15 protein-coding genes are annotated in these 19,724 nt (G+C 66.4%); 2 read left to right on the top strand and 13 right to left on the bottom strand.

The genetic code is table 11. The annotated features are described in order from the left end of the window. The first annotated feature begins 70 nt into the window (after nt 1-70). Nucleotides 71-1,000: a hypothetical protein gene (locus KQ910_RS21660; RefSeq protein ID WP_216965155.1), complete on the top strand. Its 930-nt coding sequence runs from the start codon at nt 71-73 to the stop codon at nt 998-1,000. Here the strand turns inward: KQ910_RS21660 and KQ910_RS21655 are convergent. Then, the gene (locus KQ910_RS21655) at nt 983-2,698 is read right to left on the bottom strand and encodes an ABC transporter ATP-binding protein/permease (protein WP_216965153.1); all 1,716 of its coding nucleotides are present in this window, start codon (nt 2,696-2,698) and stop codon (nt 983-985) included. The two genes, KQ910_RS21660 and KQ910_RS21655, sit on opposite strands and share 18 nt — an antisense overlap. An 81-nt stretch (nt 2,699-2,779) precedes the next feature. On the opposite strand from KQ910_RS21655, the gene KQ910_RS21650 reads away from it, so the two are divergent. Further along, a complete protein-coding gene (locus KQ910_RS21650) occupies nt 2,780-4,069 on the top strand; it encodes an RsmB/NOP family class I SAM-dependent RNA methyltransferase (protein ID WP_216965151.1) in 1,290 nt (429 codons plus the stop codon). 6 nt (nt 4,070-4,075) lie between these two features. Here KQ910_RS21650 and KQ910_RS21645 read toward each other — a convergent pair whose 3' ends face one another. The 12 genes from KQ910_RS21645 to KQ910_RS21590 form a co-directional block, all read right to left on the bottom strand. Further along, the gene (locus KQ910_RS21645; protein WP_216965149.1) at nt 4,076-5,617 is read right to left on the bottom strand and encodes an amidohydrolase family protein; all 1,542 of its coding nucleotides are present in this window, start codon (nt 5,615-5,617) and stop codon (nt 4,076-4,078) included. A 31-nt stretch (nt 5,618-5,648) separates the two neighbouring features. Then, nucleotides 5,649-6,476, bottom strand: coding sequence for an ABC transporter ATP-binding protein (locus KQ910_RS21640; protein WP_216965147.1), 828 nt, complete (start codon nt 6,474-6,476; stop codon nt 5,649-5,651). Further along, on the bottom strand, nt 6,466-7,398 hold the full coding sequence (locus KQ910_RS21635; RefSeq protein ID WP_229600848.1) for an ABC transporter permease: 933 nt from the start codon (nt 7,396-7,398) through the stop codon (nt 6,466-6,468). The genes KQ910_RS21640 and KQ910_RS21635 overlap by 11 nt, the downstream gene beginning before the upstream one ends. Continuing rightward, complete coding sequence (locus KQ910_RS21630; protein ID WP_216965145.1) at nt 7,398-8,480, bottom strand: ABC transporter substrate-binding protein; 1,083 nt, start codon at nt 8,478-8,480, stop codon at nt 7,398-7,400. Before KQ910_RS21630 ends, KQ910_RS21635 begins: the two co-directional genes overlap by 1 nt. 261 nt (nt 8,481-8,741) lie before the next feature. Beyond that, entirely contained in the window at nt 8,742-9,641 is a 900-nt protein-coding gene (locus tag KQ910_RS21625) for a DMT family transporter (RefSeq protein ID WP_216965143.1), read from the bottom strand. A gap of 110 nt (nt 9,642-9,751) precedes the next feature. After that, nucleotides 9,752-10,903, bottom strand: coding sequence for an FUSC family protein (locus tag KQ910_RS21620; protein WP_216965141.1), 1,152 nt, complete (start codon nt 10,901-10,903; stop codon nt 9,752-9,754). Continuing rightward, nucleotides 10,900-11,913, bottom strand: coding sequence for an HlyD family secretion protein (locus tag KQ910_RS21615; protein ID WP_369408416.1), 1,014 nt, complete (start codon nt 11,911-11,913; stop codon nt 10,900-10,902). Before KQ910_RS21615 ends, KQ910_RS21620 begins: the two co-directional genes overlap by 4 nt. Before the next feature lie 156 nt (nt 11,914-12,069). After that, complete coding sequence (locus KQ910_RS21610) at nt 12,070-14,247, bottom strand: hybrid sensor histidine kinase/response regulator family protein (RefSeq protein WP_369408415.1); 2,178 nt, start codon at nt 14,245-14,247, stop codon at nt 12,070-12,072. Between the two features lie 9 nt (nt 14,248-14,256). Continuing rightward, entirely contained in the window at nt 14,257-14,613 is a 357-nt protein-coding gene (locus KQ910_RS21605) for a response regulator (protein WP_216965136.1), read from the bottom strand. Between the two features lie 9 nt (nt 14,614-14,622). Then, nucleotides 14,623-15,759 carry an NADH:flavin oxidoreductase/NADH oxidase gene (locus KQ910_RS21600; protein WP_216965134.1) on the bottom strand — a complete coding sequence of 379 codons (1,137 nt, stop codon included), beginning with the start codon at nt 15,757-15,759 and terminating at the stop codon, nt 14,623-14,625. A gap of 17 nt (nt 15,760-15,776) precedes the next feature. Continuing rightward, the gene (gene nudC, locus KQ910_RS21595) at nt 15,777-16,631 is read right to left on the bottom strand and encodes an NAD(+) diphosphatase (RefSeq protein WP_216965132.1); all 855 of its coding nucleotides are present in this window, start codon (nt 16,629-16,631) and stop codon (nt 15,777-15,779) included. 118 nt (nt 16,632-16,749) lie between these two features. After that, the gene (locus KQ910_RS21590) at nt 16,750-19,674 is read right to left on the bottom strand and encodes an FAD-binding and (Fe-S)-binding domain-containing protein (protein ID WP_216965130.1); all 2,925 of its coding nucleotides are present in this window, start codon (nt 19,672-19,674) and stop codon (nt 16,750-16,752) included. Nucleotides 19,675-19,724: the final 50 nt, after the last annotated feature.

Raw genomic sequence — 19,724 nt, 5'->3', positions numbered from 1 at the left:
ACCGGACTTTCACACAAGGCAAGTTTTCTTTCTCTACTGGCAGACACGAGAATCGCGTAGGCTCCCGTTCATGGACGACACCGCGACAGGGTTTCGCCTTGGCGAGGCCGGATTCTTCCCGTGGGGCACGCGCTTCGACGCCGTGGTCCGCGACTTCGAGGGGCCGGGCTATGCAAGCCGGTCCCTGCCCTGCAGGGAGGCCTACGGCTTCGCGACCCGCTCGGCGGAGCCTTCGGCGCCACGACCCGATCGACCGGTCCTGACCGTGACCTACGAGCTGGCCGCCACCGCCAGTCCCGCCCGGGACCTGTTCGCCCCGCTCGTGATGCGCCTCGGGTCACCCCGGACGATCGAGCGCGACGAACTTTCGCCCCATGCAAGCTCGCCAGACCATGTCGTCCTCTATGCGAACTGGAAGACGGCCGACGGCATTCCCATCGGCCTTTCGCTCTACGGTGCGCCGCGGACCACCCGGTTCGGCCACAGCGCCGGCTCGCTCTACCTCAGCTGGGGCGATCTCGAAGCGGCCGCCGCGCCGTGGATCGACGAATGGCATGCCGCCAACGACGAAGTCGCGCAGGCCGCGCAGTCGCCCGGCAGGATCGAGCGGTTCAGTGTCGGCTACGACGTGCGGGCGAGCGACGCCCACGAGCCGTTGCGCATCGCCAATCGGTGCCTCAAGGCACCGGAACTACTCGACACGCCGCGCTCGATTGCGCACGGCCTTGGCGAGCGCGGCTTCGCGTTGTGGAGCGACGCGGCGGGTACGCGCTGGCACCTTTCGACCTCGGCCTGCACGATCGTGCTGGGCGGGCGGGAAACCTCACGGGTCAGGATCGCCAGTGTCGAGCCGGCGCGCGGCGGTGGCTTCTCTTCCATCGAGATCGGAGGCTGGTGGGCGCGTGACGCCTGGAAATCGCGTGCCATCGAGGAGGCCGTCCACGCCCTGGCGCGCGTGCCCGGCCTCACCATCGAGCGTTCGTCAGGTTACGACGTTTAGGCTCCCCGTCTCGCCCGGCGCCCGCTTCAGTTCGAGGCGCTGCTCGTGCCATTGCCTCAATGACGGTCGATGGCCGATCGAGATCATCGTCGTTCCCGGCAGGCGCTCCTTCAGCCCACCGTAGACCGCGGCCTCGTTGGCCTCGTCGAGCGAGGCCGTGGCCTCGTCGAGGAACAGCCAGTCGGGCCTGAACACCAGCGCCCGGGCGATCGCCAGCCGCTGCTGTTCGCCGCCGGACAGGGTATTGCTCCAGTGCACCTCCTCGTCGAGACGGCTCGCCAGATGCCCGAGCCGTGCCGCCTCCAGCGCGCTCACGATGTCGGCATCGGTCGCGGTGGAGTTTTCGTCCGGATACTTCACGGCATCGCGCAAGGTCGCGATCGGAATGTAGGGTTTCTGGGGCAGGAACAGCACGCGCGCCCCTGCCGGAATCAGGATCCGCCCGCGGCCGAAGGGCCAGATGCCCGCCATCGCCCGGAACAGCGTGCTCTTTCCGGAGCCGCTCGTCCCGGTGATCAGGGTCGAGGTGCCTTTCGGCAGCACGAGGTCGAGATCCTTGAGCAAGGTCTGGCCGTTGGGCAGCGCCAGGTCGAGACCGCTGGTGCCGACATCCGCCCGGCCCGGCTCGGCGGCGACGGTGATGTTCTCCGCCGGCTTCTCCTCGATGGCGTCCTGCAGACCCTTCAGGCGGTCCATCACGGCACGCAGCTCGGCCACGTTGGTGTAGTTGTCGATGAAGAAGGAAAGCGCTGTCTGCACCTGCCCGAACGCCTGCGCCGTCTGCATGACGACGCCCAGCGTGATCGCACCGGCAAAGAAGCGCGGCGCCGTCACGATATAGGGGAAGATGATCGCGAGCTGGCCATAGCCGATCTGGTAGAAGACGAGCTGCATCTCGGTCACCAGCACGCGCCAGGCGTTGTTGAACACGTCGGTGAACTTGGCTTCCAGCACCTCGTTCTCGCGCGGCTCGCCGCGATAAAGAGCGATGCCCTCGGCATTCTCGCGCACCCGCATCAGGCCGAAGCGGAAGTTCGCCTCGTAGCGCTGCTGCAGGAAGTTGAGCGGAATCAGTCGCCGGCCCACCAGGTTGGCCAGCCAGGTGCCGAGAAAGGCGTAGATCAGCGCCGCCCAGACCATGTAGCCCGGTATGACGACGTCGAGGCCGATGAACGACAGCGAAATCGGTCCCGAGAGCTGCCACAGGATGAACAGGAAAGACACGAGCGTCGCCACTGCGCTGATCAATCCCAGCAGCAAGGTCATCGTGTAGAAGCCGAGCAGCCGCAGATCCTCGGCGATGCGCTGGTCGGCATTGTCGACCTTGCGTTCGAGCTCGATACGGTAATAGCCGCGGCCGTCCAGCCAGTGCGAGAGATAGTGGCCGGTCAGCCACCGCCTCCACCGCAGGCGCAGGTAGGGGCTGACCAGCCCCCGTGCCACGCCGAAGGCGATGGCGAGCGCCGCGATCCAGCCGAAATTGACCATCTCGGTCCAGAACGCAGCTTCGTCCTTGTTCTGCAGGCTGTCGTAGAAGCGCCGGTTCCACTCGCTGAAGGCGACGTTGACCGTCACCGCTGCCAGCGTGAGCACAATCGCGCCGACCAGCAGGCCGATGGCGATCCAGCGCTCCTCGGAGCGGAAATAGGGGAGGACCAGCCGCCACCAGTCGCCGAGGTAGGAACTCACGCTCTTCATGCAGGAAATCCTTTCGGGCGGCACACTGCCGAGACAGGGCGACGATGACAACGGCGCTCGCGGCGGCTATAGCGCCGCACGATGGACGTTACCCCGCTCGCTTCCCGCCGCGCCGCAGTCGATGTGCTGATGGCGTGCCTCGACAAGGGCCAGCCGCTCGACGACGCGCTGGCCGGCCATCGCGGCTTCACCGCCCTCGATCCGCGCGACCGCGCCTTCGTGCGGCTGCTGCTGGCCACGACGGTGCGCCACCTGGGCGAGATCGAGGGCGTGCTCTCTGGTCTGATCACCAAGCCGCTCGAGGGCGCCAATGCGGTCGGCCGCCAGGTCCTCCGCCTGGGTGCCGCCCAGCTGATGTTCCTGGGAACGCCACCGCATGCCGCCGTCGATACCTCGGTGCGCCTGGTAGAGGATGCCGGCCTGCATCACCTCAAGGGCCTGGTGAACGCCGTGCTGCGCCGTATTTCGCGGGACGGCGATGCCCTGCTGGTGGATCGCGATCCCGCCCGCCTCAACACACCGCGCTGGCTGTGGGAAAGCTGGATCCACGCCTATGGCGAGGACACGACGCGCGCCATCGCGTCGGCCCACCTCCAGGAGGCGCCGCTCGACATCACCGTCCGCCGGGATGCCGATCACTGGGCCGGCCAGCTCGAGGCCGAGAAGCTGCCCACGGGAACGCTCCGCCGGAAGGGCGGCGGCCACATCGCCGAACTGCCGGGCTTCGCCGAGGGCACCTGGTGGGTGCAGGACGCCGCCGCGGCCCTGCCCGCTCGGCTGCTGGGCGACGTCACCGACAAGCGGGTCGCCGATCTCTGCGCCGCGCCCGGCGGCAAGACGATGCAGCTCTGCGCCGCGGGCGCCCAGGTCACCGCCGTCGACATCTCGGCCCGCCGCATGACGCGCCTCGGCGAAAATCTCGCCCGGGCCGGCCTGTCGGCCAATCTCGTGACGGCGGATGCGAGCAAGTGGATGCCCGAGGAGAAGTTCGACGCCATCCTGCTCGACGCGCCCTGCTCGGGCACCGGCACACTGCGCCGCCATCCCGACATTGCCTGGCTCAAGGACGAGGAGGATGTCGCGCGACTGACTGTCACGCAGGATCGCCTGCTGATGCGCGCACTCGATATGCTGAAGCCCGGCGGCACCCTGGTCTATGCGGTCTGCTCCCTGCAGGAGGACGAAGGAATCGAGCGCATCAACGGCGTGCTCGTCCGCAATCCGCAGGTGAAGCGCGTGCGTGTCACGCCGGCGGAAGTCCCGGGCCTAGAGGACGCCATCACCCCGCGAGGCGACCTCCGCACCCTGCCCTTCATGTGGGCCGACCGTGGCGGCCTCGACGGCTTCTACGTCGCGCGACTCACCGCGTAGGAGCCCTCACACTCGCGAACTCGGGCTGTAGAACGGCTGGTGCTTCGACGGGTCCATGTAGTTCTCGTAGAACTTGCGGGCGTGCGGCAGCAGCGCGACCGAGAGCTTGCGGCGCTCGACCTCGTCGTCGGCCAGGGCCTTGCTGAGATCGTCGTGCAGCGCCTTCAGCGCGGCGGTCTTGTCGACCTTGGTGAAGAGCCCGTCCTTGTAGATCACCTCGCCGTCGCACATCGTCATCGTGACGGCCTGCTGCTTGGCGCGCTGCACGACCGCGTCGAGCGTCGGGGTCATCTCGTCGAGATAGGGATAGGCCACGCTATCCCAGTCGATCAGCACCATGTCGGCGGCCTTGCCGACCTCCAGCGTGCCGATGCTATCGCCGAACGGCGTCGTCTTCGCCCCACCGACGGTCGCCATGCGCAGCACCTGCGCCATGGTCGGCACGTCGGCCTCGACCATGCCCGGCACGCGATGCGCGCGCAGCACCAGCTTCAGCTCCTGCAGCATGTCGCGATCGTCGTTGATGCCGGCCTCGTCTAGGCCGATCGCGGTGTTGATGCCCTTCTTCTCGAAGTGATTGAGCGCAGCGACGCCGGAGCGCAGGCGGAAGTTGGACGAGCAATTGTGGCAGACGCAGCCCTTGGCCTCGGCCAGCCGGTCGATGTCCTTCTCGTTCAGCCAAACGCCGTGGCCCAGGGTCAGCCGCTCGTTCACCATCCCGAAGCGATCGATGTATTCCAGCGCGGTGCAGTTGCCCCGCCGCCAGGCATATTCCTTCTGATAGGCGGTCTCGAGCAGGTGCATATGCATCGGCACGTTGTACTTGGCCGACGCGTCGCTGAGCTTGGTGAGCGCGGGATCCGAGCACCAGTGCAGATTGGCCGGCGCCAGCTGGATCTTCACGCGGCGCTTGTTGTGGTGCTGCGAATGGAACGACTTGAACATGTCCATCGCATCGTCGAGGCTCATCTTGAAGCGGTCGAACCAGCGCTGCATCGGGCCGCGCAGCTCCGGCGGCAGGCTGCGCACGAACTCCTCGTCGGCCTGGTAGACGAGACGGTTCTGGTCGCGCACCGCATAGCAGTAGCTGACGCGCATGCCGACATCTTCATAGGCCTTGATGGTCTCGGTTGCGCGCTTCTCGACGTCGGGCAGGGTGCCGGGCATCCAGCCCTGGATGTGCTGCACGGTGGTGATGCCCGAGCCGATCATCTCGAAGGCCGAGTAGAGCGTATCGAGATAGAGGTCGAGGTTGCGGATCACCATGCGGGTGATGAACCACAGCTCCAGCGGCATGTCGGGCGAGCCGAGCTGGACCGGCGTCAGCCCGACATGGTGATGACCGTTGACGAAGCCCGGCAGCAGGATCTCCTTGCCCGTGCCGATCACCGGCACCGTCGGATGCTTGGCATGCAGATCGTCGTAGGTGCCGACCTCGACGATGACGCCGTCTTCCTGCAGAACGGCGCCGTCCTTGATCTCGTTCCAGGTGAAACGGTCCTTGGTGCCCGTGATGGCTGCGCGGCTACGGATCAGGCTGGTGGCCATATCGGCTTCTCCTTTGTCTGGGACTCTTGAATCAGGCGGTGGCGGTGAGCGCTTCCTGCTCGGCGAAGGCACGATCGACTTCGTCGCGGAGCAGGTCGGTGAGCTGGATGCGGAGAGCCTCCGCCTCGCGCGAGAAGAGATTGCGCGGCCGGGGCATATCGATCGGCACGATGGTCTTGATGCGGCCCGGCCGCGACGTGAAGACGACGACCCGGTCGGCCAGCGCCACCGCCTCGTCGATATGGTGGGTGACGAACAGCACCGAGGCGGCCGAATCGCGCCACACGTCGAGCAGAAAATCCTGCATGCGCGCGCGCGTCTGGACGTCCAGGGCCGCGAAGGGCTCGTCCATCAGCAGGACCTTCGGCCGCATGGCGAGCGCGCGGGCCACGGCGACCCTCTGGCGCATGCCGCCTGACAGCTCGTCGGGCCGCTTGTCCATGGCCGCCTTCAGGCCGACCCGCTGCAGGGCTTCCGCTGCGACGGTGCGGCGTTCGTCCTTGCTCGCGCCGCGGATCGACAGGCCGAAGCTCACATTTTCCCACACCGTCAGCCACGGAAAGAGCGAGGTCTCCTGGAAGATCAGGCTGCGCTCGGGCGATGGTGTTTCCACCAGGTCGCCGAACGACCAGAGCTTGCCCTCGGTCGCGTCCTCGAGGCCGGCGATCAGGTAGAGCAACGTGCTCTTGCCGCAGCCCGAGGGGCCGAGGAAGACCACGAACTCGCCCGGCGCGACATCGAGGTCGATGTCCGTCAGCGCGTTGTGCGCTCGCTTCGTGCCAGCCGCCCAGGTCTTGCCGACGCCGCGGCAGACCACGGCGTCCTTTGAGGAAAAATGCGGGGCATCTTCAGAGGACACGCAGTCTCTCCACGGTATCGGGCAGCCAGTAGAGGATGCGGCGCTGCGCCAGACGCAGCAGCCAGTCGAAGGTGAAGCCCAGCACGCCGATCACGGCGATGGTGAAGAACACCAGCGACGGGTTGAAGGTGTTGCGCGCCAGCATGATCACCTGGCCCATGCCGTACCCGACGCCGGTAGATTCAGCGACCAGTACCACCATCCAGGCACCGAACAGGTTCATGCGCAGCACCTGGAGCATGCCGGGCAGGATCGCAGGAACGATGACGCGCGCATAGATCTGCGCCTTGGAAGCGCCCATGGTGCGCGCCACGTTGATCAGGTTGGTGTTGACCGTGTCGATCTGATTGATGGTCGCCAGCACCATGTGGAAGAACAGCGCCACCACCACCATGAAGATGGCGGGTGCGTTGCCGATGCCGAACAGGAAGATCGCGACCGGCAGCCACGCGATCGGCGACACCGGCGACAGCAGGGTGATGGTGGGTAGCACCAGCCGGTCGAAGAAGCGGTAGTAGCGGATCAGCACGCCGACCCCGATCGCCAGTACCGAAGCGATGATCAGCCCGACGAACACGCGCGCCGTGGTGGCGGCGCCGGTGATCAGCATCGATTCGAAGGCCGACGGCCCCTCGGTCATCGACTGGCCGACCTGCCAGCGCGTGGCGGTGTTGAAGTACCTGCCCTGCTCGGCGATGTTGTCGAGGAAGATGTGCGGTGGCGGCAGCAGCTTCTCGTCTGCCCAGCCCATCGCCCAGCACAGTTCCCACAGACCCGCGAACAGGCTGATCGAGAGGAAGGCCCACCAGATCCTGGCCAGCCAGTCCAGCCCCACCATCGAGGCCATCAGCCGCGAGGCCGCCGCCGGGCGGGATGCCCCGGCGGCAGCGCCCGGCTCGCTGTCGCGTGCGACGACAGCCATCAGGCAGACTTGTACTTGAGCTTGCCGTAGAGGTCGGGATTCTCCTTGATCACCGCCTCGAGCATGGTCCAGTCGATGGCATCCCGACCGGGCTTCTTCTTGATGTAGCCCATCTCCATGACGCTGTCGGTGCGCTGCAGGATGAAGTCGGTCTGGCTGCGCGCATCGACCACCGCGGGCTGCTTGCCCTGGGCGATCTTGGCGTTCTCCATCGAGGTCTTGTAGTACTTGCCGACCAGTTCCTTCAGCACCGCCTCAGTCTGGGTCTCGGCGTCGTACTGGGCCTGCATCATGCTCTTGATGATCGCCTTCAGCCCGGCCGGGTTGTCCTTGATCAGGCTCGACCGCGCCGCCAGCACGCAGTCCGTGTAGCCCTTGCCGTAGAGATCGACGCCGTTGGTCAACATGACCGCGCCCTTGACGTCGTTCACCAGTGCCGAGGCATAGGGTTCGATCGTGCAAATCCAGTCGATGGCGCCGGCCTTGAAGGCCTCGACCGCCTCCGGTGTGTTGCCCATGTAGCGGACCTTGACGTCCTTGAAGGCGATGTTGTGCTTCTTCAGGTAGTCGTAGGGCATGACCTCCAGCGTATCCATCTGGAAGGTGCCGAGCGTCTTTCCCTTGAGCTTCTCCGGCGTGTCGAGGCCGGGTCTCGCCACGATGGCGCAGCCTTCGACGCCGCCGCCGGCCACGATCTTGACCGGTGCGCCCTTGTCATGGAGCGCCATGAAGCTGGTGTAGGGCATGAGCCCGAGATCCACCTGCCCCATGCCGAGGAACGTCACCATCTCGGCGGAGGTCGGCGTGTTCACGAAGATGAGTTCCGTGCCGCTCGCCTTGGCGTACTGGCGCGAATGGGCAAGGAAGAGATTGAGATTGCAGAAGCCGGTGCCGTGCGTCGACTTGAGTCCCGCGGCGGCGTGGGCGGGCCCACCCACAAGCATACCCGGACCGGCCGCCATGGTGATGGTCGAGACGGCGGCCACGCCCTTCAGGAAACCTCGTCGTGAAGGCGCAACGGCGCCGGCGAAATTCATGCTGGAGAGATTGGGGAAATGCGTACAGCCAATGCGTTCACACATGGAGAGCCTCCTCGGGCAGCGGAGATTTTTGAACTGGAACTGCTGGGTTCTGGCGAGTCTGCGACTGACAACTCCCTGCCGGTCGCTTTCGTCCGCGACCGCCATCAAAAGATGCCGGCACGCCAACCGAGAAGAATCGCGCTAGCGCGATTCTGCGCTGCCATTTTCGAAGCAAGGTGTGTGCCACTGCCCGAAAGCAGCAAAGGCGCACGAATCGCCCGCGTGGCGGCGCGGCCTCAGGTCAATTCCTGATCAGGTGCGCTATTTCTTGACCAGCGCCCGATGTCGCTGCCGTTCGATGTGCCCGAGATAGAGACCCGAGCAGATGATCACGCCGGCACCAATCCAGGTCCAGAAGTCGGGAAAGTCGCCGAACACTAGATAGCCCAGCAGGGCGGCTCCCAGAAGCTGCACGTAATTGAAGGGCGCCACCACGGCCGCCGGCGCCTGGCTATAGGCGATGGTCAGGAAGTAATGGCCAACACCGGCCATGATTCCCATGCCGACGAACAGGACCCAGTGCCACCCAAGGGTGGGCGTCACCCATTCGAGCGGCAGCATCGGCAGGGCCACCGCGGTACCCACGATCGTGGCCATGGTGGCCGAGGCATCGGGCCGCTCGGCCTGTCCGTAGCGCCGCGAGAAAAGCTGGTAGAGCGAGCTAGAGATCGTGCTGCCGACGATCCACAGCGAATGCCACTCAAAGTGCGCGGAGCCCGGGCGCACCACGATCAGGGCACCCACGAAGCCGACCATGACGGCTGCCCAGCGTTTCGGGCCGACCGGCTCTCCCAGGAACTTCGCGGACAGCGCCGTCACGATCAGCGGGCTGGTAAGCGAGATCGAGGCCGCGGAGGCCAGCGGCATGTCGACGATGCCGTGGAAATAAAGGAACGAGGAGAAGAACAGCAACAGGCCGCGCACGACCTGGCTGGGCACGTTGTGCCAGCGGAACAGCGCGAGGCCGGCCCTCGGCAGGAAGATCGCCATCATGAAGACGAAGGCGAAGACGTAGCGGCCCCAGATGACCTCGATGACCGGATAGGTCTGGCTCAGCGTCTTGGACATGGCGTTCAGGACGGAAAAGCACAGGACCGAGAAAATGATCGAGAGGATCGCCCGCAGGATACGGTCGGTCGGCGGGGGCGCTTTTGCGGTCATCGCCTGCAACTTACCGTGCCCGGCCCCGCCAACAAGTGCAGGCGGGGACTAAGCGGTCGTCCGGAGCGCATAGGTCCTTCCGGGGGATGGCATGCAATACGCAGGATGCTTCAGGTGCGAAGCTCGTTCTTCAGTTCCTGGTCGTTGGGCCACAGCAGCAGCGACACGATCATCAATATGCCGAGGCCGCCGATGATGCCGGCAAAGCGGTCGACACCCTGCATGATGCTTTCCGGCGGCGCCAATCCCTGCACCATCGTGATGACGTAGACGAAGGCGAACTGCGTCCCGACATAGGGGATGCCGTGCCGCCCCATCTGGATGTGCATGCCGACCCACACGACGCCGCCGATCATGGCCAGCCACCAGAAGAGCGATTCGACCTGCAGGGCAAGGCAGGCCAGCGCGACGAGGCCGCCCAGCAGGCACCCCATGAAGCGGTGAAACGACTTCTCCGCCACGAGATGGCGCGTCGAGGTGCCGCCGTCGGCGATCAGCGGCGCCGCCATCACGACGGCGATCGTGACCGCCATCTGGCCGACGTCCGGCAGATCGACCATCGTCCAGACGAGCAGCACGGTCACCACCGAGATGCCCGCCCGAACCCCGTGCAACAGCGAAGGCCACTGCGCGCCGAGCAGGTGCCGCCAGCCCGGCGCCGTCGGTGGCGGCTCGGCGTGCCAGTCCTGCAGGACCTTGGCGGTCACCATTGCGCAGGACACACCGACCGCCACGTCGATTGTGCGGTCACAAGCGACCTGGAATGCAAGCGTCGGGTCGTTCAGGCTCATCAGCAGCACGAGGCTCGAGGTGATCGCCATGAAGAGCCACGCCAGCCCATGCGGACTCACCTGCATCGCCACGACGCCGGCCATGGTGGCAACCCCCAGGAACAGGCAGAGCGCGACCTGGTCATAGAGCAGCCAGCGCGCCATCACGAAGCCCACAAACGCGCCCACGATCGTGCCGCTGAGCCGCAGCAGACCGCGTCGCACGGAACCCGCACCGGTCGACATCAGGGACATGTAGCCGCTGACCGCGGCCCACCAGGGCGCATCGAGCTGCATCAGCAGCGCCACACTCGTGGTCAGCACCACCGAGACCGCGGCTACCACCCCCATCCGCGATTGGGTAGGCCGGCTGCCGATGTCGGCCAGTTCGCGCCAGAACCCGGTCAGCGTCCGGTCGAGAAGCCGGGCGCCCTCGCGGAAGTCCTCCACGACGGCCCGTCCATAGCGCGCGATGCCGAGGCCGCGGCTCACGGGAAGATGACGGTGCGCGCGTCGGCACCCATGTAGAGCTTGTAGCCGGGCGGCAGCTCCTCCAGCACGATCGTCACCGGAATCCGGCGCTGCAGGCGAATCCAGTCGGTTGTCGGCGCAACATAGGGCAGCAGCTTGTCGATGCCGGGGTTGCGGCTGAAGCCCCGGGCGATGCCGGTGATGCGGCCCTTGTGGAAATGCCACGGTGCGCTGTCGAGCCAGACCCAGGCGGTGTCGCCGACCTTGAAGTCGCGAATATAGTACTGCTTGTAGTTCGCCATGATGCGCCAGGCATCGGCATCGACGATGCCGATGATCGGCACGTTGATCGTGGCCATGTCGCCCTTGCGGACCGTGAGATTGGTGATCGGCCCGTTGTTCGGCGCATGGACGACCGTGCGGTCGAGGTTCCACTGGGCCGACGCCAGTTGCGCCTGGGCAAGCTCCAGGGCCGCCTGGTGGGCGCCGATGTCGGTCTGCGCCTTGGCAATGGCCACGGTGGACATCGTCATCTCAGCCTGGGATCGCCGCAGTGCGTCGTTGGCGCGGTCGAGTTCCGCGACGGGCGCGAACTGGCGCTTGGCGAGATCGGAAAACCGGCTCTGTTCCTGGACGGCGTAGGTGTGGCTCGAGGTCGAGACCTGCAAGGCCGCCTGGGCGACCGCCAGTTCCTCCCTTGCGACCTTGAGCTGTGCCGTGGCGCGATCGATCTGCGCCTTCCACTGGTTGACCACGAGTTGGAACGGTTCGGGGTCGATCGTGAACAGCTTGTCGCCGATCTTGACTTCCTGATTGTCGACGACGTGGACCGCGATGATCTGCCCCGTGACCTGGGGCGCCACCGCCACGAGGTCGGACCTGACATAGGCATCGTCAGTATAGGCGACGAAATAGGTGAACACCTCGTAGAGGATGAACAGAGCGAGGATCGTGCCCCCGACCGTGAGCAGGCGATGAAGGCGGCTCGTCTCGATTTTCGGCCTTGCCGATCCCGCCGGGGAAACAGGCACCGGCGCGGCCGCCACCGTGGCTTCAGGTGTCGCAACGGGTGCCGACGGCTGGGACGCGACGGCAGCCGACGCCGGTGCGGTCGGCGCGGTATCTGACGTCCGTCCGGACGGGGTCGCGTCTGGTGGCATGGCCTTCGGAAAGTAACGCGCCGGGCGCTAGAAGCCCATGCCCTTGATCTTGGCCGCCAGCGCGGTCACCGAAAACGGCTTGCCGAGGAAGTTGACCCCGGCATCGATGACCCCGTGATGCACGATCGCGTTGGCCGTGTAACCGGTCATGTAGAGCACCTTGAGATCGGGACGCCGCGCCGTCGCCGCGCCGGCCAGCTGGCGGCCGTTCATGCCTCCCGGCAACCCGACATCGGTGAAGAGGAGCTCGATATCGGTGTGCTGTTCCAGCAGGCGCAGCGCCTGCTCCCCGTCGCCTGCCTCGTAGACGCTACAGCCGCATTCGCGGCAGGCGGCGACGGCAAAGTCCCGAACCACGGGATCGTCCTCGACGACCAGCACGATCGGTCCGTTGCCGGCCGCAATGCTGACGGATGGCGCGGGTTCGGGTACCGCCCCGACCTCCATATGGGCTCTCGGCAGGTACAGCTTGACGGTCGTTCCATGCCCCAGCTCGCTGTAGATCTTCAGGTGACCGCCGATCTGCTTCACATAGCCGAAGGTCATGCTGAGGCCGAGGCCCGTCCCCTGGCCGCGCTCCTTGGTGGTGAAGAACGGCTCGAAGGCCCGCGCGATGGTCTGCTGGTCCATGCCCGTGCCGGTGTCGGATACCGCGATCATCACGAACTGGCCGGGCGTCACCTCGACATTGGCCGCCGCATAGGCATCGTCGAGATGCGCGTTCGCGGTCTCGATCGTGAGCGTGCCCCCGCCCGGCATCGCGTCACGCGCATTAATCGCAAGATTGAGGACCGCCGCCTCCAACTGCGCAGGATCGGCCTTGGCTCGCCACAGGCCACCGCCCAGTACGGTCTCGATCGCGACGGTCTCGCCCAGGGTGCGGCGAAGCAGCTCGGACATCCCGGTCACCAGCCGGTTGGCGTCGATCGACTCGATCTGCAACGGCTGTTGCCGCGAGAACGCCAGCATGCGCTGGGTGAGCGTTGCGGCCCGGGCCACGCCGGTACGGGCGAGGTCGAGGAAGCGTACGACTTCCGGCGTCGGCTGCTGGACCCGCCGGCCGATCATCTCGATCGCCCCGCCAATGCCCGTCAGCAGATTGTTGAAGTCGTGCGCAATACCGGCGGTGAGCTGGCCGACCGCAGTCATTTTCTGCGACTGGCGCAGGCTCTCCTCGGCCGCCGTGCGCTTGATCTGCTCTTCGCGCAACCGCTCGAGCGTTTCGCCCTGGCTGGCCGCCCGCCGGGACGCGAGCAACGCGAGGGCAAACAGCGCCAGCGTGGCCGGCAGGCCGAACAGCAGGTGCGAGCCCATCCGGTGCAACCAGGCCTGCCTTACGGCGTCCCTGGCGACGCCGACCGCGACATAGACCGGCAGATCCGGCAGCTTTCGATAAGCGACCGTTCGCGCGACGCCATCGAAACTCCCGCTCCGCGTGTTGTAGCTACCGCTGTCGCGATCCGCCGCGATCGCCCGCATGAAGGCAGAACCGGGTTCGAGGCGCGTCGTACTTCCAGCATATGCCGGAAAGCGCGCCAGCAACTCGCCGTCGGCGCGAATGAGCGACGTCGTATATTCGTCGGGCTCGGACGCGTGTTCGAACAGCTTGGCGAAATAAGCAGGCGGGATCGCCACGAGCACGACACCGTCGAAGCCCCCGTCCGGCCTCTGTCGTCGCTCGCTGTACTGGAATACTTCAGAGCCCTTGATCCGGCTGCGGAACGTCTCGCTGACGTAGCGCGTCTCCTTGGCGTCGCGATGGGCGATGAAATAAGGCCGGTCGGCCGCCGACACATTGGCCGGCAAGGGGAAGACGTTGGCCGCCACGAGCGGCAGCCCGTCCTTGTCGAGGACGAACACGTCCTCGACCTGGGGCAGCTTCCGCACGAGATGCTGGAGCTGTTCGTGAAGTTTGGCCTCGTTCTGCCGAATTTCCCCGTCGTTGAGGTCGTCGATGAGACCCAGCACATTGCTGACGACAAGCTGCTGCGTTTCGAAGGTTGCCCGCGCGCCCACGTAGAGAAGGTCGAGCGTCCGCGAGACGCGCTCCTCATACTGGCGCTGCGTCTCCCCGTAGGCCATCCAGCTTGCCCCGGCGAAGAGCAGAAGTGGTACGAGGACGGTCGCCGCCAGAAGGACGAAGGAGGCATCCGCCGCGGTCGTGCCGCGCAGCGTCCAGGTCTGGAGTTTGAGGAGCCGCCGCACGCGCGCCTACTATCCCTTTCGGACGAGGGAAGCCACGAAGGCCGACAGCTCCGAAGCGCTGTAGGGCTTGGGAAAAGAATGCATCTTGATGCCCGACGGCAGGCTGCTCGGCGCCGACGCACCCGAGCAGCGGATGATCGGCACGTCCGGTCGGTAATGCGCGGCCGCTTCGATGACCTTCTCGCCCGACATGTCGGGCAGGCCGATATCGACGATGACCGCCACGAGCGGCTTGTCACCCCGGACGACATCGAGAGCCTCCTGGCCCGTCGCCGCCTCGATACACTCAATGCCGACGTCCGCCAGCGAATCGACCAGAACGGCGCGGATCAGGAATTCGTCTTCAGCCAGCAGAACACTCGACATGCAACAGCCCTACTCTGCCGCTTTGGCCATGCTGGTCTGCGGTTTGAACGGCAGGATGGTTGTCGCGCGCGCCGCGGGTAACGGCAAGGGTGGGGTTTCCACGCCGAGCGTCCGCGCCGCATTCCACGCCCAGCGCGGGTCGAGCAGGAACGGCCGGGCGTGCGCCGTGCAGTCGGCCTCGCCCGAGGCGATGATCTTTTCGGCCTGCTCGGGCTCGGTGATGAGACCCACCGCCCAGGTCTTGATGCCGGCTTCCCTGCGAACGCGCGCCGAGAACGGCACGTGATAGCCCGGACCCAGCGTGATCTTCTGGCCGGGTGCGTTGCCGCCCGAGCTGACATCGACGAAATCGCAGCCCAGCGCCTTGAGCTGCCGCGCCGTCTCGATCGTATCCTCGATGGTCACACCGCCCTCGACCCATTCGACGGCCGAAAGCCGCATGCCCAGTGCCTTCTCGGCCGGCCACACCCTGCGTACGGCCTCGAACACTTCGAGCGGGAAGCGCCGGCGCTTGTCGGCGGTACCGCCATATTCGTCGCTGCGCTGGTTGCTGAGCGGCGAGAGGAACTGGCTGAGCAGGTAGCCGTGGGCGCCATGTAATTCGACCACGTCGAAGCCCAGCCGCAGGCTGCGCTCGGCGGCCTCGACGAAGGCCTGCTTCACGCGCTTCAGGCCAACGGCGTCCAGCGCCACCGGCGTATGCCACCTGGCGGCCGGATCGTAGGCCAGCGCCGAGGGACCGTAGGTCGTCCAGGGGAGATCGGGCGCGTCGGCCTGGGTCAGCGGACCGCCGCCCTTCCAGGGGCGTTGCGCCGAGGCCTTACGGCCGGCATGGGCGAGCTGCACGCCGAGCTTCACGCCGGGCATCCAGCCGCGCACCCAGTCGATGACCGGCTTCAGCGCCGCCTCGTTCTCGTCGCTGTAGAGGCCGAGACAGCCCTGCGTGATGCGGCCCTCGCGCTCGACATGCGTGGCTTCGAGGCAGAGCAGGCCGGCACCCGACATGGCGAGCATGCCGTAGTGCACCTGGTGCCAGGGCTGGGCGCTGCCGTCGACCGCCGAGTACTGGCACATCGGCGAAACGATGATGCGGTTGGGCAGCGTAACGCCGCCGAGCTCGACTGGGGTGAAGAGTTGGGCGGTCATGGGATTCCTTGAAAAGATCAGCCGTTGATCGACGGTCCGGCTTCGTGGCCAAGCCATTCCTCGATCAGGCGGCGGGCGATCGAATCGCGACGCGGCATGAAGAAGGAGCCGTCCTTGGGAAGGTTTTCGGTCCGCAGTTCCTCGCGGCTCATCCAGCGCGCACTCTCGAGTTCGGACTCGTTCACGCTGAAGTCCATCGACTCGGCCTCGGCGTGGAAGCCGATCATCACCGAAGCCGGAAACGGCCAAGGCTGGGACGAGCGATAGATCACGTCCTTCACCTTGACCTTCACTTCCTCGTAGACCTCGCGCGCAACGGCGTCCTCGAAACTCTCGCCGGGCTCGACGAAGCCCGCCAGGGTCGAGTGCATTCCGCGCGGAAAATGCTTGCCACGGCCCAGCAGACACTTGTCGCCATGATGGACCAGCATGATCACCGCGGGATCGGTGCGCGGGAAGGTCTCGGTCTTGCAGTTCTCGTTGGTGCACATGCGCACGTGGCCGCCGCGCGTCACCTTGGTGGTGGCTCCGCAGACGCCGCAATAGCGGTGGCGGCGATGCCAGTAGGTCATGCCGCGGGCGTAAGCGAGGATCGAGCCCTCGCGCGCGAAGAGCAGCGGCCCGACCTGGCGCAGGTCGACGAACTCGCCCAGGTCCTTCAGCGGCGTGTCCTTGCCGGTCACGTCGACCGCGAAGTAGGGCGTGCCCTCGACGTAGCCCAGGAAGATCTGGACGTCGCTCGAATTGGCCACGGCGCGGCCCATCATGCCCTGAAGGAAGACGGCTTCCGGATTGCCGCCGGTCTTCACCAGGTTCTTCTCGGTGTCGATCGGCACGAAGCGTGCGGCCCCCGAGGAGGCCAGTTCGATCATCCGTTCATCGTCCTCGCGCTCATGGCTGGCACGGTCGATTTCGGCGCTGGAATAGGGATTTCTTGGGTTTCTCATAAGCCGCGGACCGTGCCACACGCCCGCCGCCACCGCAATTGGATCACGCTAGAGCGCGATCCAGGACCTGCGCCACGTGTATCGCCTGACGGTCGGACCCGTCGGCGATCTGGTGGCGGCATGAAGTGCCGTCGGCCACGACCAAGGTCTCCGCATCCGCCTTGCGCACCGCCGGCAGAAGCGACAGCTCGGCCATGGCAATCGACGTTTCGTAGTGTTCGGCCTCGTAGCCGAAGCTGCCCGCCATGCCGCAGCAGCTCGATTCTATGGGCGTGACGGCGAGATCGGGGACGAGCGACAGCACTTCCTGCACGGCGCTCATGGCGCCGAACGCCTTCTGGTGGCAGTGGCCGTGAAGCAGGGCCTTGTTCTCGGCGAGCGGCTTGAGGTCGAGCGTGAGGCGCCCTGCCCGCTGCTCGCGGGCCAGGAACTCCTCGAACAGCATGGCGTGGGCGGCAACGTCTTCGGCGTCCTCGCCGAGGCCCAGCGCCAGGAACTCGTCCCGCAACGTGAACAGGCAGGACGGCTCGAGCCCGATGATCGGGACGCCCTTCTGTGCGAACGGCCGCAGCGCATTCAGCGTGCGCAGTGCCTCTCCCCTCGCCCGCTCTACCTGGCCGGTCGCCAGATAGGTACGGCCGCAACACAGGGCCGGCGCGCCGAGCGTGGGCCAGGCGACGGCGACGCGATGCCCCGCGGCGGTCAATACCCGGCGGGCGGCATGCAGGATCTCGGGTTCGAAGTTATTCGAGAACGTGTCGGCGAAGATCACCACCGTTGCGTCGCCGTCGTCCACGTCCGTGGTCGACAGGAAGGTATCGCCGCGCCACTGCGGCAGCCGGCGCTGCTTGGCGAATCCCAGGTAGGACTGGACGAACCAGGCGGCGTTGAACAGCCACGGCATACGTCGCGCCCACGGCGCCATCGACGGCGTGGCGCCCACCAGCCGGTCGCGCCAGCTCAGGCCCTTGGCCATGCGGCGCGCCGACTTCACCTCGATCTTCATGCGCGCCATGTCGACGCCGGTCGGGCAGTCGCGCTTGCAGCCCTTGCAGCTCACGCACAGGTCCATGGCCGCCGCGACCGCGTCCGAGCGCAGCCCCTCCGATCCGAGCTGTCCGGACAAGGCCAGGCGAAGCGTGTTGGCGCGGCCGCGCGTGAGATGCTTCTCGTCGCGCGTCACGCGGAAGGACGGGCACATCGTGCCGGCGTCGAACTTCCGGCAATGCCCGTTGTTGTTGCACATCTCGGCAGCCTTCGCGAAGCCGCCGGCCGGGTCGCCGCCGGTGCCGGGCGCGGTCGAGATCTCGGTGACCGGATCGGTCTGGACGTTCCACGCCGACCAGTCGAGCGCCGGCTCGTACTTGATCGACTCGTATCCCGGCTTGAAGCGGAACAGCGAACGGTCGTCCATGCGGCTGGGACGCACGATCTTGCCCGGGTTCAGGATGTTCTCGGGATCGAACAGGTCCTTCACTGTCTCGAAAGCCCGGGTGAGGCGCGGCCCGAACTGCCAGGCCACCCACTCCGAGCGCACCAGCCCGTCGCCATGCTCGCCCGAGAAGGCGCCCTTGTATTCGCGCACCAGCGCCGAGGCTTCCTCGGCGATCGCCCGCATCTTCTCGGCGCCCTCGCGGCGCATGTCGAGGATCGGCCGCACATGCAGCGTGCCGACCGAGGCGTGGGCATACCAGGTGCCGCGCGTGCCATGCTTGCCGAACACGTCGGTCAGGCGCTGCGTGTAGTCGGCGAGATGCTCCAGTGGGACGGCGCAATCCTCGATGAAGGAGACCGGCTTACCGTCGCCCTTCATCGACATCATGATGTTGAGGCCGGCCTTGCGAACTTCCCACAGCTCCGACTGCGCCTTCGGCTCCGGCATCTCCACGACGCTGCCGGGCAGGCCGAGATCGGCCATCAGCTCGACGAGACGCGCCAGGTCACGCAGCTGGTCCTGGCGCTCCTCGCCCGCGAACTCGACCAGCAGGATCGCTTCGGGCTTGCCGATCAGCGCCCGCTCGATCACCGGCCGGAAGGCGGGATTGGCGCGCGCCAGCTCGATCATCGTGCGGTCGACCAGCTCCACAGCGGTCGGCTTCAGCTTCACGATGTGCTGGGCGCTGTCCATCGCCTTGTAGAAGCTCGAGAAGTTCACGACGCCCAACGTCTTGTGCTTGGGCAGCGGCGCGAGGTTGAGCGTGAGCCGCTCGGTCACCGCCAGCGTGCCCTCGCTGCCGACCAGCAGGTGCGCGAGGTTCACCGAATTGTCGCTCGTGTAGGGCCGCTCCGACTGCGGGAAGAAGATGTCCAGATTGTAGCCGCCGACCCGGCGCATGACATGCGGGTACATGCGCTCGATCTCGTCGCGCTCGGCGAAGGCCAGCTCGGCCACCTTGTCGGCGATGGCACGCACGCCGCCGGACATGTGCTCGGGCCGGGCGGATCCGAAACGCGCCCGCTGCCCATTGGCCAGCAGCGCGTCGATCGACGCCACGTTGTGCACCATGTTGCCGTAACGGATCGAGCGCGAGCCGCAGGAATTGTTGCCGGCCATGCCGCCCAGCGTGCACTGCGCCGAGGTCGAGACGTCGACCGGATACCAGAGGCCGTGCGGCTTCAGCCAGGCATTGAGCTGGTCGAGCACGACGCCCGGCTGGACCGTCACCTGCGCCTTGTTCTTGTCGAAGCCCACGATCTCGCGCAGGTACTTCGAGCAGTCGATCACCAGCGCGTCGCCGACCGTTTGCCCACACTGCGACGTGCCCGCGCCCCGCGGCAGTATCGCCGCCTTGGCGTCGCGCGCCACGTCGACGACGAGCGCCAGATCGGCCTCGTCGCGCGGCACCACCACGCCCACCGGCTCGACCTGGTAGATCGACGCATCGGTCGAGTAGCGCCCGCGCGAGGCCCTGTCGAACAGGACCTCGCCCTTCAGCGTGCGACGCAGATTTTGTTCAAGCTTGCTCATGCCTACAGACGTCCAAAAAACGCCCTCTCCGCACGCTCATATGCCGGCGA

It is taken from the genome of Reyranella humidisoli, assembly GCF_019039055.1.
GTDB classification, from domain to species: Bacteria; Pseudomonadota; Alphaproteobacteria; order Reyranellales; family Reyranellaceae; genus Reyranella; species Reyranella humidisoli.
This window is presented reverse-complemented; position numbering and strand designations above follow the sequence as displayed.

Coding starts and splice junctions, on each gene's coding strand:
- KQ910_RS21660 (WP_216965155.1), top strand. CDS start 71: ATGGACGACACCGCGACAGGGTTTCGCCTTGGCGAGGCCGGATTCTTC.
- KQ910_RS21655 (WP_216965153.1), bottom strand. CDS start 2,698: ATGAAGAGCGTGAGTTCCTACCTCGGCGACTGGTGGCGGCTGGTCCTC.
- KQ910_RS21650 (WP_216965151.1), top strand. CDS start 2,780: ATGGACGTTACCCCGCTCGCTTCCCGCCGCGCCGCAGTCGATGTGCTG.
- KQ910_RS21645 (WP_216965149.1), bottom strand. CDS start 5,617: ATGGCCACCAGCCTGATCCGTAGCCGCGCAGCCATCACGGGCACCAAG.
- KQ910_RS21635 (WP_229600848.1), bottom strand. CDS start 7,398: ATGGCTGTCGTCGCACGCGACAGCGAGCCGGGCGCTGCCGCCGGGGCA.
- KQ910_RS21630 (WP_216965145.1), bottom strand. CDS start 8,480: ATGTGTGAACGCATTGGCTGTACGCATTTCCCCAATCTCTCCAGCATG.
- KQ910_RS21625 (WP_216965143.1), bottom strand. CDS start 9,641: ATGACCGCAAAAGCGCCCCCGCCGACCGACCGTATCCTGCGGGCGATC.
- KQ910_RS21605 (WP_216965136.1), bottom strand. CDS start 14,613: ATGTCGAGTGTTCTGCTGGCTGAAGACGAATTCCTGATCCGCGCCGTT.
- KQ910_RS21600 (WP_216965134.1), bottom strand. CDS start 15,759: ATGACCGCCCAACTCTTCACCCCAGTCGAGCTCGGCGGCGTTACGCTG.
- nudC (WP_216965132.1), bottom strand. CDS start 16,631: ATGATCGAACTGGCCTCCTCGGGGGCCGCACGCTTCGTGCCGATCGAC.
- KQ910_RS21590 (WP_216965130.1), bottom strand. CDS start 19,674: ATGAGCAAGCTTGAACAAAATCTGCGTCGCACGCTGAAGGGCGAGGTC.